Origin of the sequence: Nocardia jiangsuensis, from assembly GCF_042650385.1 — a bacterium.
GTDB classification, from domain to species: domain Bacteria; phylum Actinomycetota; class Actinomycetes; order Mycobacteriales; family Mycobacteriaceae; genus Nocardia; species Nocardia jiangsuensis.
Genome location: NZ_JBHSAX010000011.1, coordinates 49,834 through 63,597 on the forward strand (window position 1 = coordinate 49,834; position 13,764 = coordinate 63,597).

1 protein-coding gene (only partly in view) is annotated in these 13,764 nt (G+C 74.7%); it reads right to left on the reverse strand.

Annotation, left to right across the window (positions count from 1 at the left end):
* Positions 1–13,608, reverse strand: partial view of a non-ribosomal peptide synthase/polyketide synthase gene (locus ACFO0B_RS11515; RefSeq protein ID WP_378612389.1) — the 5' portion only. Its footprint begins 4,071 nt before the window's first position; 13,608 of the gene's 17,679 nt are visible here — the first part of the coding sequence; the start codon lies at positions 13,606–13,608; the stop codon falls past the left edge of the window.
* Positions 13,609–13,764 lie beyond the last annotated feature (156 nt).

Below are 13,764 nucleotides of genomic sequence, written 5' to 3' on the forward strand. Positions count from 1 at the left end.
GCCGGAGAGCCGCGCGAGCAGCGCGGCGAAGGCAGCGTGCACCACCATGAACAGGGTGGCGCCGCGGCCGCGGCCGAGCGCGGTCAGCGCCGCGTGCGCCGCGGCGTCCAGCTCGACGGCGACGCGGGCGCCGCGCAGGCTCTGGCGGGGCGGGCGCGGATGGTCGGTGGGCAGGGCGAGCTGGTCGGGCAGCCCGGCCAGGGTGGCGCTCCAGAACGAGAGCTGTTCGGCAGCGAGCGATTCCGGATCGGCGTCGGCGCCGAGCAGCGCGTGCTGCCACAGCGCGTAGTCCGCGTACTGCACCGGGAGCGGCGCGAAGGCGGGTGCGGTGCCCGCGGTCCGCGCGGCATAGGCGGTCATCAGGTCGCGGGTGAAGGGCGCCAGCGAGGAGCCGTCCGCGGCGATGTGGTGCAGGACCGCGGCGAGCACGTGCTCGCGTTCGCCGAGCCGGAGGAGCCGGAGCCGAAGCGGGACCTCGGCGGTGACGTCGAAGGTGGTGGCGGCCAGGGTGGCGATCCGGCCGGGTACCTCGTCCGCAGAACTCCGCACCGGGTGCAGAGATTTCCGGACGACATCACCCACCGGGAGGATCTCCTGCACCGGCGCGCCGTCGACCACCGGGTACCGGGTGCGCAGCGCCTCGTGCCTGGCGAGCACATCGGCGATGGCGGCGGCCAGCGCCTCGGTGTCGAGCTCGCCGGTGAGCCGGAGCGCGAACGGGATGTTGTAGGCGGTCGCTGCGGTGCCGAAGCGGTTCAGGAACCACATGCGCTGCTGCGCGGGCGAGAGCGGAATCCGCGCGGGGCGCTCCCCCGCCGCGAGCGCGGGCCGCCGCTCCTCGGCACCGGCCATGACCGCCCGCGCGAGCTCGGCGACGCGCGGCGCCTCGAAGAGCGTGCGCACCCCGACCGTCCGGTCCAGCGCGGCCCCGATCCTGGCCGCCACCCTGGCGGCCAGCAGCGAGCTGCCGCCGAGCGCGAAGAAGTCGTCGTCCGCGCCGACCCGCTCCACCCCGAGCACCTCGGCATACACCGCGGCCACGATCTCCTCCGCGTGCCCGCTCGGCGCCCGGTACCCGGCCGCCTCGAACACCGGTGCGGGCAGCGCCGCCCGATCCAGCTTCCCGTTGACCGTCAGCGGAATCCGCTCGACCTCGACCAGCGCCACCGGGACCATGTGCTCCGGAAGCACCGCCGCCAGCGCCTGCCGGATCGCGACCAGATCCAGCGCGGCGTCGCGGGCGAGGTCCGGCACGACGTAACCGACAACGGCACCCTCGTCGGCCAGGTCGTGCCGCACGATCACCGCCGCCTCGCGCACCCCGGGTGCGCGCACCAGCTGCGCCTCGATCTCCCCGAGCTCGATCCGGAACCCGCGCAGGTTGACCTGCTGGTCCGCCCGCCCGAGGTACTCCAGATCCCCGGTGGCGGTCCACCGCGCCAGATCACCGGAGCGGTACGCCCGGGTTCCGTCACCCGCGTACGGGTCGGCGACGAAGCGGCTCGCGGTGAGCCCGCCCCGGTTCAGATACCCGCGCGAGAGCTGCAGGCCGGAGACGTAGATCTCCCCCGGCACCCCGGCGGGCACCGGCCGCAGCCGCTCGTCGAGCAGCCGCACGGTCAACCCGGGCACGGCGCTGCCGATCACACCGGTCGCCCCCGGCTCGACGACGCGATGCGTCACATGCACCGTCGTCTCGGTGATGCCGTACATGTTCACCAGCGCGGGCTGCTCCGGATACCGCCCCTGCCACTCGCGCAGCCGCGACGGCTCCAGCGCCTCACCACCGAAGATGACCGTGCGCAGGGCGTTCGGCTCCTGCGGTTCGGCCAGGTCGGCGGCGATCAGCTGGTAGAAGGCGGACGGGGTCTGGTTCAGCACCGTCACACCCTCGGCGCGCAACAGCTCGCGGAACTGCTGCGGAGAGCGGGCCACGAAATGGTCGACCACAACGACGCGCCCACCGTGCAGGAGCGCACCCCAGATCTCCCAGACCGAGAAGTCGAAGGCGTACGAGTGGAACATCGTCCACACGTCGGACGGCCCGAAGTCGAACAGGTCCCGGGTGTTGTCGAGGAGCCGCAGCACCGCCCGATGCGGAACGACGACGCCCTTGGGCCTGCCGGTCGACCCTGAGGTGTAGATGACGTAGGCCGGATGTTCCGGGCGCAGCGGCGCCCGCCGCTCCGCGTCGGTGATCGGCCCGGTGCCGGCCCGGTCGGCGCCGGACAGCAGGGTGCCGGTGACATCGAGGACCGGCCCGGCGAACCAGTCCGCGGCGAGCCCCGCGTCCGGCGCAGTGACAGCGCAGATGGGGGCGGCATCGTCGAGGACATAGGCGATGCGATCAGCGGGGTACCCGGGATCGACCGGGAGATAGGCGGCACCTGCTTCGAGAACCGCGAGCAGCGCGACGATCAGCTCCGCCGAACGCGGAAGCGCCACCGCGACCAGCGTCTCCGGCCCCGCCCCGGCGGCGATCAACCGCCGGGCGAGCTGCCGCGCCCGCGCCGCCAACTCCCCGAAACTCAATTCCGACGAACCGTGCCGCACGGCCACCGCGTCGCCCGACGAACGAGCCGCCCCCGCGAACCGGGAGACGAGCGTATCGCTCGCGACCTCGGCGACCGGGGCGGAGACAGCCCACGCGCGCAGCGCGAGCTCCTGCTCCTCGGCACTGAGCAACTGGATGTCCCCGACCACAACGGTCGGATCCGCCGCCACCGCCGCCAGCACCTGCGCGAACCGCCGCCCGAGCACCTGCACGGTCGCGGCGTCGAAGAGATCGGTGGCGTAGACGATCTCGATATCCATGCCACCCGCACGACCATCCGCGTCGTAGGCCTCGACCACGGTGAACTGCAGATCGAACTTCGCCACCGCGGGCGCGATCGGGTACGGGGCGACGGTCAGCCCGGGCAACTCGAGCACCGGCGGCGTGAAGTTCTGGAAGCTCAGCGCCACCTGGAAGAGCGGATGCCGATCCGCGGTCCGCGCCGGAGCCAGCCGCTCCACCAGCTCCTCGAAGGCGGCGTCCGGCCGGGAGAGATCGTCCAGGTCGCCGGTGCGCACGGCGTCGAGCACCGCCTCGAACCGGTCGCGCACATCGACCGTGCTCCGCAGCACCAGGGTGTTCACGAACATGCCGACCATGGGATCGAGCGCGGCATCCCCGCGACCGGCCACCGGCGTGCCGACGGCGACATCGGCGCTCCCGGAGAGCCGGGCGAGCAGTACGGCCAGTGCCGCGTGCACGGTCCCGAAGAGCGTGCTCTCCCGCTTCCGGGCCAGCTCACCGAGCTCGCCGTGCAGGTCGGAGTCGATGTACAGGTGATGCGCCGCACCCCGGTGCGAGGCGGCGGCGGGCCGGGGCCGGTCCGCGGGCAGCTCGAGCCGCTCGGGCAGCGCGGCCAGCCGCTGCTGCCAGTAGGTGAGCTGCCGCTCGGTCTCCGGATGCGCCCGCTGCGCCTCCTGCCAGAGCGCGTAGTCGGCGTACTGCACCGGCAGCGGCGCCAGCCCCGGCTCCCTCCCGGCCGCCCTCGCCGCGTAGGCGCTGGTCAGGTCGGCGGCCAGCGGTGCGAGCGAGAACCCGTCACACGCGATGTGGTGCACGATCACCAGCAGGACGTGCTCGTCCGGCGCGGTCTGCACCAGCGCCGCCCGCACCGGCAGATCGGTGGTCAGATCGAACGCCGCCGCGGCGACCAGAGCCGAGATCCCGGAGTCCGCCCCGCGCACGACCCGCAGCGCGACCCGCGCATCCGGCGCCACCCGCTGCTCCGGCCCATCCGGCCCATCCGGATAGACGGTCCGCAGCACCTCGTGCCGCGCAACCACATCCCCGAGCGCCGCCTCCAGCGCCCCCCGATCGACGACACCGCGCAGGTGCAGCGCCAGCGGCACGGTATTGAGCGTGTCCGCCCCGTCGAGGTACCGGTTCACGAACCACATGCGCCGCTGTGCCGCGGTCAGCGGAATCCGCCCCGGCCGCGCGACCCGGATCACCGGCGGCCGCGCCCCCTCCCCGCGATGCCGGGCAGCCCGCGCGGCCAGCCCCGCGACGGTCGGCGCCTCGAAGAGCATCCGCACCGGCAGCGTCGCGTCGAGCGCGGCCCCGAGCCGGGCCACGACCCGCGTGGCGCTCAGCGAGTTCCCGCCGAGCGCGAAGAAGTCGTCGTCCGCCCCGACCGGCCCCACCCCGAGCACCTCGGCGAAGGCAGCCGCGGCCGCCTCCTCCGCCACCCCGCGCGGCGCGCGGTATCCGGTGGCCCCGCCGAACTCCGGGTCGGGCAGCGCCCGCCGATCCAACTTCCCCGACCCGCTGAGCGGCAGCGCGTCCAGCACCACGACGGCGGCCGGAACCAGCGCGGCCGGTAGTCGCTCGGCGACCGAGGCCCGCACCGCGACCGGGTCGAGGTGCCCGTCCCGGCCCGGCACCGCGTACGCCACCAGGTGCTCCCCGCGCAGCAGCACGGCGGCCTGCGCCACCGCGGCGTCCGCCCGCAGCACCGCCTCGATCTCACCCAGCTCGATCCGCTGCCCGCGCAGCTTGACCTGGAAATCCGTGCGCCCGAGGTACTCCAGCGCACCGTCGCCGCGCCAGGCGGCCAGATCACCGGTGCGGTACATCCGCGCCCCCGGCCCGCCGAACGGGTCGGCGACGAACCGCTCCGCCGTCAGCTCGCCCCGGCCGACGTACCCCCGCGCCAGCTGCGCGCCCGCCAGGTACAGCTCGCCCGGCACGCCGACCGGCACCGGCCGCAGCCGCGCGTCCAGCACGTACACCCGGGTATTGAAGACCGGCGAACCGATCGGAACAGCGGCCGTGTCCGCCTCGGTGACCTCGTGGTACGTCACATCCACCGCGGCCTCGGTCGGCCCGTACAGGTTGTGCAGCCAGGCACTGGTCGAATCGAGCAGCCTCCGCGCCACCGGCGCGGGCAGCACCTCGCCGGAGGAGAACACGTTGCGCAGGTCGGAGAAGTCCCCGAGCCGATCCTCGGCCACGAAGACCGCGAGCATCGACGGCACGAAGTGCACCGTCGTCACCTGCTCGGCCACGATCACCTCGGCCAGGTAGGCGGGGTCGCGGTGCCCGTCCGGCCTGGCGATCACCAACCGCGCCCCGGTCTGCAGCGGCCAGAAGAACTCCCACACCGACACGTCGAAGGTCGCGGGCGTCTTCTGCAGCACCACGTCGAACCGGTCGAGCCCGTACTCCTCCTGCATCCACACCAGGCGGTTCACGATCGCCCCGTGCGACACCGCGACACCCTTGGGCCGCCCGGTCGAACCGGAGGTGAAGATGACGTACGCGGCATTCGCCGCCCGCAGCCCGACCCCGCCGAGCGGTGCGTCCGAGTACGACCCGAGTTCGAGCGAGCCCAGGTCGAGCAGGCGCGTGCCGCGCGAATCGAAGGGCGACCCGCCCCGGGTGAGCACGAACTTCGCCCGCGCCGTCCCCAGCACATCGGCGATCCGCTCCGCCGGATGCTCCGGATCGATCGGCAGGTACGCCCCGCCCGCCGCGAGCACCGCGTACAGCGCGACCACCAGGTCGACCCCGCGTGGCAGCGCGACCCCGACCACGACCTCGGGCCCGGCCCCGTGCGCGACCAGCGCCCGAGCCGTCCGGCGCACCCGCCCCGCGAACTCCGCGTAACTCAGCGTCTCGCCCTCGAAGGTGACCGCTGGCGCATCCGGCGTAGCCGCCGCCTGCGCCTCGAACATCGAGACCAGGGTGGCCTCCGGATCCACCGGGAAATCCGTGTCGTTCCAGGTGCGCAGCACCCGCTCCGCCTCGCCCGCGGTGAGCAGCGGCAGCTCGCCGACCGCCCGCTCCGGCTCGGCGACCAGGGCGCGCAGCAGCAGGGTCAGCCGCGAAGCGAGGGCGCCGACCGTCCCCTCGTCGAACAGATCGGTGGCGTACTCGAGCACGGCGGGCAGCGGGCCGTCAGCCCGCTCGGTGACCGTCAGCTGGAGGTCGAACTTGGCCGTGGCCGTGTCGATCTCGAGCGGCTCGACCGCGAGCCCGGGCAGCGCAGGCACGGCGGGCGGCTCCTGGCGCAGGTCGAGCATGACCTGGAAGAGCGGGTGCCTGGCGCTGGAGCGCTCCGGGCTCAGCGCCTCGACCAGCCGCTCGAACGGGATGTCGGCGTGCGCGAAGGCGCGCAGGTCACCGTCGCGCACCGCCGCGAGCAGGGCGGTGAAACCCGCCGCCGGGTCCACCGCGGTGCGCAGCACCAGGGTGTTCACGAACATGCCGACCACGTCGTCCAGCGCCGCGTCGGTACGCCCCGCCACCGGTGTGCCGAGCGCGATGTCGGTGGTGCCGGTGAGCCGGCCGAGCAGCGCGGCGAAGGCCGCCTGCAGCGCCATGAAGAGCGTGGTCCCGGCGGCCGCGGCGAGCTCGCGCAGCGCGCCCGCTGTCGCCGCGTCCACGGTGAAGGAGTGCCTGGCACCGCGACCGGAGGCGACCGCGGGCCGCGGCCGGTCGGTGCGCAGCCCGAGCTCGTCCGGGAGCCCGGCGAGCTCGCCGCGCCAGAACCGGAGCTGCTCGGCGAGCGGCGATTCCGGGTCGTCGGCGCTGCCGAGCACGGTGTGCTGCCAGACCGTGAAGTCGGCGTACTGCAGCGGCAGCGGGGTGAACCCCGGCTCGCCACCGCCGACCCGGGCGGCATACGCCTGCAACAGATCCCGGGTGAGCGGCGTGATGGACCAGCCGTCCGCCGCGATGTGGTGCAGCGCGACGACCAGCACCGACCGCTGCACGCCGACCCGCAGCACCGCGAACCGCACCGGCGCCTCGCGGTCGAGCGCGAACGGCTCGGCGGCCAGCGCCCGCACCCGCCGCCGGACCGCGGCGCTCTCCACCTGCTCGACCGTCACCGGCACCCGCGCCGGGTCCGGCGGCAGGATCTGCTGGCAGCCGACCCCGTCCACCGCCGGGTAGCGGGTGCGCAGCGCCTCGTGCCTGGCCAGCAGGTCGCCGACGGCGGCGCGCAGCGCGGCCTCGTCCAGCTCTCCGTCCAGCCGGAAGGCGGCGACCAGGGTGTTGGCCACCGACTCGCTGTCGAATCGGTCCAGGAACCACAGCCGCTGCTGCGCGTAGGAGAGCGGCAGCGGCTCCGGCCGCACCACGGCGACGGGGGCGGGCAGCCGCCGCACCGCGCCGCGCTCGGCCAGCCCGCGGGCCAGCGCACCGACCGTCGGCAGGTCGAAGAGCGCGCGCACCGGGACGTCGAGGTCGAGCCGGGCCGCGAGCCGGGCCGCGATCCTGGTCGCGACCAGCGAGTTGCCGCCGAGCGCGAAGAGGTCGTCGTCCAGCCCGACCCGCTCCAGCCCGAGCACCTCGCCGAAGACCGCGGCCACGGTGCGCTCGACCGCGGTCTCCGGGGCGCGGAAGGCGGCGACGGTGAGCTCCGGCTCCGGCAGCGCGCGCCGGTCGAGCTTGCCCGCCGCGGAGAGCGGGAGCGCGTCCAGCAGGACGAAGGCGCCGGGCACCATGTACGAGGGAAGCAGCTCGCGCAGCCGCTGCTCCAGCACCGCGGCGGGGTCGGGGACCGCGGGCACCACCCAGGCGACCAGCAGCTCACCGGCGGCATGCGGGTACACCCCTGCGGCGGCCGCGCGCACCTCGGGCTGCGCGGCCAGCGCGGCCTCGACCTCGCCCAGCTCCAGCCGCTGCCCGCGCAGCTTCACCTGGAAGTCGGCGCGGCCGAGGTACTCCAGCTCGCCGGAGCGGTTGCGCCGCACCAGGTCGCCGGTCCGGTAGAGCCGTGCCCCCGCGGGGCCGGCGACGAACCGCTCCGCGGTGAGCGCGGCCCGGCCGTGGTAGCCGCGGGCCAGCTGGGCGCCGCTCAGATACAGCTCGCCGACCACGTTGTCCGGCACCGGGCGCAGCCGCCGGTCCAGCACCAGCGCGGTGCTGCCCGGTACCGGGCGTCCGATCGGCACCGGCCCGGTCGCGGCGGCGGGCACCGGCGCGAAGGTGGCGTGCACGGTGAACTCGGTGGGGCCGTAGAGGTTGTGCAGCGCGGCGCTGCTCACCGCGCCGAAGGCGGCGGCCGCGGCGCCGGTCATGGCCTCGCCGGCGACCAGCACCAGCCGCAGCGAGCCGAGCGTCCCGGCCGGGGCCGCCTCGGCGAAGGCGGTGAGCATGGAGGGAACGAACGAGGTCGCGGTGATGCCGTGCTCGGCGATGACGGCGGCCAGGTACCCGGTGTCCCGGTGCCCGTCGTGCGCCGCGACCACCACGCGCGCACCCCTGGTGAGCGGCGCGAAGAGCTCCCACACCGAGACGTCGAAGGTGGCGGGGGTCTTGAAGAGCACGGTGTCGGCGGCGTCCAGCCCGTACTCGGCGGCGATCCAGGCGATCTGCGCGGCCAGCCCGGCGTGCGTCACGGTGACGCCCTTGGGCCGCCCGGTGGAGCCGGAGGTGAAGATCAGGTACGCGGCGTGCTCCGGCCGCAGCGGCCGCAGCCGGTCGGCGTCGGTCACCGGGGTGTCGGTGTAGGCGGCGTGCTCGGGGTCGTCGACGATGAGCACCGGCAGTTCCCTCGGCGTCCCCCGGCCACCGTCCTCGGTCGGCACCGACAGCTCGCCCGGCCCGGCCCACCCGTCGGCTGTCCTGGTCAGCACGCAGATCGGCGCGGCTTCGGCGAGCACCGTGGCCAGCCGCGCGGCAGGCTGATCCGGATCCACCGGGACATACGCGCCACCGGCCGCCAGCACGGCGTGCGCGGCGAGCACGAACTCCAGCGAGCGGCGCATGCCGAGCACCACCCTGGTCTCCGGCCCGACCCCGGCCGCGATCAGCGCGCGGGCCAGCCGGGCGGTCTCGGCGGCGAAATCCGCGTAGCTCAGGGTGCGCGCGCCATCGGTGACGGCGGGGGCACCCGGGGTGCGCAGCGCCTGCGCGGCGAGCGGCGCCAGCACGGTGGCGGGGGCGGCGAGCGCGGGAGCGGTGCCGAGCGCGGCGATCCGGCTGCGCTCGGCGGTGTCGAGCACCGGCAGGTCGCCGACGGGAACCGCCGGGTCGGCGAGCACCGCGCGCAGCAGCATGACCAGCGCCCCGGCCAGCCCCTCGATCGTCGCGCGGTCGAAGAGCTCCGTCGCGTACGAGATTTCGGCTGCTACCTCGGCCGGTGCCGAACCTTCCCCGAGCTCGGCACCGACCGGGCGCTCCCTCCGGCTCGCCGAGATCGTGAGCTGGAGGTCGAATTTGGTGACTCCGGTGTCCAGGGTACTGGCGCGCACCTGCGCGCCGGGCAGTTCCAGTGTGATTGCCGTCGCGTTGTCGAAGGCGAGCAGCACCTGGAAGAGCGGGTGCCGCGCCTGCGACCGCGGCGGGTCGATGACCTCGACGAGCTGCTCGAACGGCACGTCGGCGTGGCCGAAGGCGGCGAGGTCGGTTTCGCGCACCGTGCCGAGCAGCTCGGCGAAGGACATCGCCGGGTCGACCGCGGTGCGCAGCACCAGGGTGTTCACGAACATGCCGACCAGGTCGTCCAGGGCGCGATGGCCGCGCCCGGCGACCGGGGTGCCGATAGCGATGTCGTCGGCATCGGCGAACCTGGCGAGCAGCACGGCGAGCGCGGCGTGCCACACCATGAAGGTGGAGACCCCGTGCGCCGCGGCGAATTCGCCGATGGCGGCGGCCAGCCCGGCGGAGACCGGCAGCCGGTGCGTGCCGCCGCGACCGGAGGCGATGGCGGGGCGCGGGCGGTCGGTGGGCAGCGCGAGCGAGTCGGGCAGCCCGGCGAGCCGGTCGGTCCAGTAGGCCAGCTGCCCGCTGCGGTCGAGTTCGTGCTGCCAGAGGCTGTAGTCGGCGTACTGCACCGCGAGCGGCGGCGCGGCGGGCGCGGCGCCGGTCAGCCGAGCGCTGTAGGCGAGCGCGAGGTCGCGGGCGAGCACCCGCAGCGAGAGGCCGTCGGCGGCGATGTGGTGCAGTACGACGAGCAGCGCGAAGGAGCCGTCGTCGACGGCGAAGAGTGTTGCCCGGAAGGGGATCTCGCGGGTCAGGTCGAAGCCGGCAGCGGCCGCCGCGGCGAGCCTGCCGTCCAGTTCGCCGGCGGTCACCGGCACCGGCGCGCCGAGCATGGGCGCCGGGTCGAGCACCAGCTGGTGGGCGGGCGACGGCTCCTCGGCGGCCGGGAAGACGGTGCGCAGCACCTCGTGCCTGGTGACCAGGTCGGTCACCGCCGCACGCAGCGCGTCCGGCTCGACCGTGCCGGTGAGCCGCAGCGCGAAGGGCATGTTGTACCCCGCGCCGCCGAGCTCGAACCGGTTCAGGAACCAGATGCGCCGCTGCGCGGGGGACAACGGAACCAGCGGCGGCCGTTGCCGCGCCCGCAGCTGCGCGACACCGGGCGCGCCGCCGGATCCGCCCGCCCGCTCGACGAGCTCCGCGAGCCCACGCACCGTCGTCGCGGTGAACAGGTCGCGGACCCCGAGCAGGCAGTCCAGGTCGGCGGAGAGCCTGGCGGCCACCTGGGTGGCCGCGAGGCTGTTCCCGCCGAGGGTGAAGAAGTCGTCGTCGCGCCCGACCCGCGCGCAGCCGAGCACCTCCGCGAAGACCCCGGCCACGATCTCCTCGATCGGGCCGACGGGCGCGGTGTGCACCGCCGCGGTGCGGACCGGCGCGGGCAGCGCCGACCGATCCAGTTTGCCCGACGCCGTCACCGGAAGCGCGTCGAGGACCACGAAAGCCGCGGGGACCATGTACGACGGCAGCGCGGCGAGCGCCGCGGCGCGGAGTTGCCCGAGCTCGATCGGGGCCGCTCCGGCCGGCACCGCGTAGGCGACGAGCTGCTCGCCCGCCCCCGCGTCGTCGCGCACCAGCACGACCGCGCGGGCAACGCCGGGCACCGCCTCCAGCACCGCCTCGATCTCGCCGAGCTCGATCCGCAGCCCGCGCAGCTTGACCTGGAAGTCGGTGCGGCCCAGATACTCCAGCTCGCCGGTGGCGGTCCAGCGCACCAGGTCGCCGGTGCGGTAGAGCCGGGTGCCCGGGTCGGCGATACCGTCCGGCCCGCCGAACGGGTCGGCCACGAAGCGGGCCGCGGTCAGCCCGGGCCTGGCGATGTACCCGCGGGCGAGCTGTACCCCCGACAGATACAGCTCGCCCGGAGCCCCGACCGGTACCGGCCGCAGCCGTGAATCGAGCACGTGCAACCGGGTGTTGAACACCGGAGCACCGATCGGTACCGAGCGGGAGTCGTTGTCGGTCACCTCGTGGAAGGTGACGTCGACCGCCGCCTCCGTTGGACCGTAGAGGTTGTGCAGCCTGGCCCCGGTGCGCTGCCTGAGCCGCTGCGCGGTGGCGGCGGGGAGCGCCTCGCCGGAGGCGAAGACCTGCCGCAGGGTGCTGCGCGCCGGGAAGTCCCGGTACCCGAGGAAGGCGTCGAGCACGGACGGCACGAAGTGCGCGACGGTCACGCCGTGCGCCGCGATCACCGCGTGCAGGTGCGCCGGGTCGCGGTGCCCGTCCGGCCCGGCGAGGACGAGGGTGGCCCCGACCTGGAGCGGCCAGAAGAACTCCCACACCGAGACGTCGAAGGTGGCCGGGGTCTTCTGCAGGACGACGTCGTCCGGGGTGAGCCGGTACTGCTCCTGCATCCACACCAGCCGGTTGACGATGGCCGAGTGCGGCACCGTCACGCCCTTCGGCAGCCCGGTGGAGCCGGAGGTGAACAGCACGTAGGCCGGGTTCTCCGGCCGCACCGCGGGTAGCGCGGTGCGCTCGGGAGCGGAGGCGATGGTCTCGGCCAGGTCGAGCACCGGGATCGCCGCCGCCGCGGCGGCAGCCACGGCAGCGGAACCCGGCGCATCGGCGGCGGGCGGCGTCAGCGCGCCGTCCGCCGGCAGCGCCACCACGGGCAGCGCGGGCGACGGCAGCGGGCAGGCACCCGTCGTGAGCACGCACGCGGGCGCGGCGGTGCGCAGGATGTGCGCGGTCCGCTCGGCCGGGTGATCCGGGTCGAGCGGCAGGTACGCCGCCCCCGCCGCCTGGATCCCGTACAGCGCCACCACCAGCTCCGGCGACCGCCGCAGGTGCACGGCCACCACCGTCTCCGGACCGGCCCCGCGCGCCACCAGTGCCCGCGCCAGCCGCGCACCGCGCTCGGCGAGCTCGCGGTAGCTCAGCGCGGCACCGTCGGCCGCGCGCACCGCGACGGCGTCGGGAGTCCGCTCCACCTGCGCCAGGAACAGCTCCGGCAGCGTGGCCTCCGGCACCGCGAACCCGGTCTCGTTCCAGATCCGCGTGCTCACCTCCAGCTCCAGCTCGGTGGCGACCGGAACGACCTCCAGCCGCTCCTCCGGCGCCACCGCGGCCAGCCGCTCCAGGAACCCGGCGAACCGCGCGTGGTGCCGGGAGACCTCCTCCGGCGTGTAGAGGTTCGGGTTCGCCTCCAGATCGACGTGCACCAGGTCCCGATCGCCGTAGTACACGTTCAGGCTCAGGTCCTCCACCGCGCCGGTGGAGACCACGTGGTTGCGGCCGGTGGTCGAGCCGAGCGTCAGATCGGTGCCGAAGAGCATGATGTTGGCGAGCGGCCCGAAGAGCGCGCGGCGCGCGGGCGCCCCCTCGCGCTCGGCGGCGCCGCGGATGTCCTCGTGCCGGAAGCGCTGGTGCCGCAGCGCCCCCGTGACCTCGACCCTGGTGTCGCGCAGCAGCTCACCCCAGGTGCCGTCCACCCGGAGCCGGAGCGGGACCACGTTGGAGAGCATGCCGCCCGAGCGGCGCATCACCGCGGTGGTCCGCGCGGTCACCGGCAGGCTCAGCACCACCTGGTCGCGGTCGGTGAGCCTGCCCAGGTAGCAGGCGAAGCCGGCCAGCAGCACGACGGCGAGCGTGGAATCGTGCGCGGCGGCGAGCGCGGTCAGCCGCTCGGTGAGCCACTCCGGCAGCACCGCGCCGGCGATGAGGTTGCTCGCCGATCGCGGGGCGGTACGCCCGGCCAGGCTGGTCGCCTCGTCGAGCCCGGTGACCCGCGCGGCCCAGTGCTCCCGGTCGGCGACGAAGCGGCTGCTCTCCCGGTAGCGCAGCTCGGCGTCGGCGAGTTCGGTCAGCGCTCCCGGCCGCGCGGGCGCGGGTTCGGTGCCGGAGACCCGCGCGGTGTACAGCTCGGCGATCCGGGTGGCGCTGGCGAGCGCGCCGAATCCGTCGAGCACGATGTGATGCACCCGCATGTACCAGAACCAGCGCCGCTCGCCGACCCGCAGCGCGGCGCCGGCGAAGAGCCGGTCGGCGAGCAGGTCGACCGGGCGGGCCGCGTCGGCCCGCATCCAGGCGTGTCCGGCGGCGACCGGGTCGGCCTGCCCGCGCAGGTCGACGACGGGGATGTCGACGTTCAGGGTGGGATCGACGACCTGGAACGGCACCCCGTCGCGCTCGCCGATCCGGACCAGCGCCGATTCGTACTCCGCGGCGGCGACCCGCGTGGCCTCCTGCAGCAGCTCCGGATCGAGCTCGCCCGCCACGTCGACGTACTGGGCGACATTGATCGGGACCTCGGGCTCCAGCAGCTGGGCGTACCAGACACCCAGCTGCGCCGGGGCGAGCGCGAACGGTTCGGTGCCCTGGGTTCCGCCGTCGTTCCGCACGCCGGCCCCACCCGTCTCCGCACCCTGCACCAGAGCCTCCAAGCTATCCGATTCCGTTGTCGCCGAACGGTTTCCGGGCAGCACAAAGAGACCTGCGCTGCCGCGGGGTGTTGACTGCGCGAAATACCCTGACGGGCTCGCGCGGATCCTCGAATG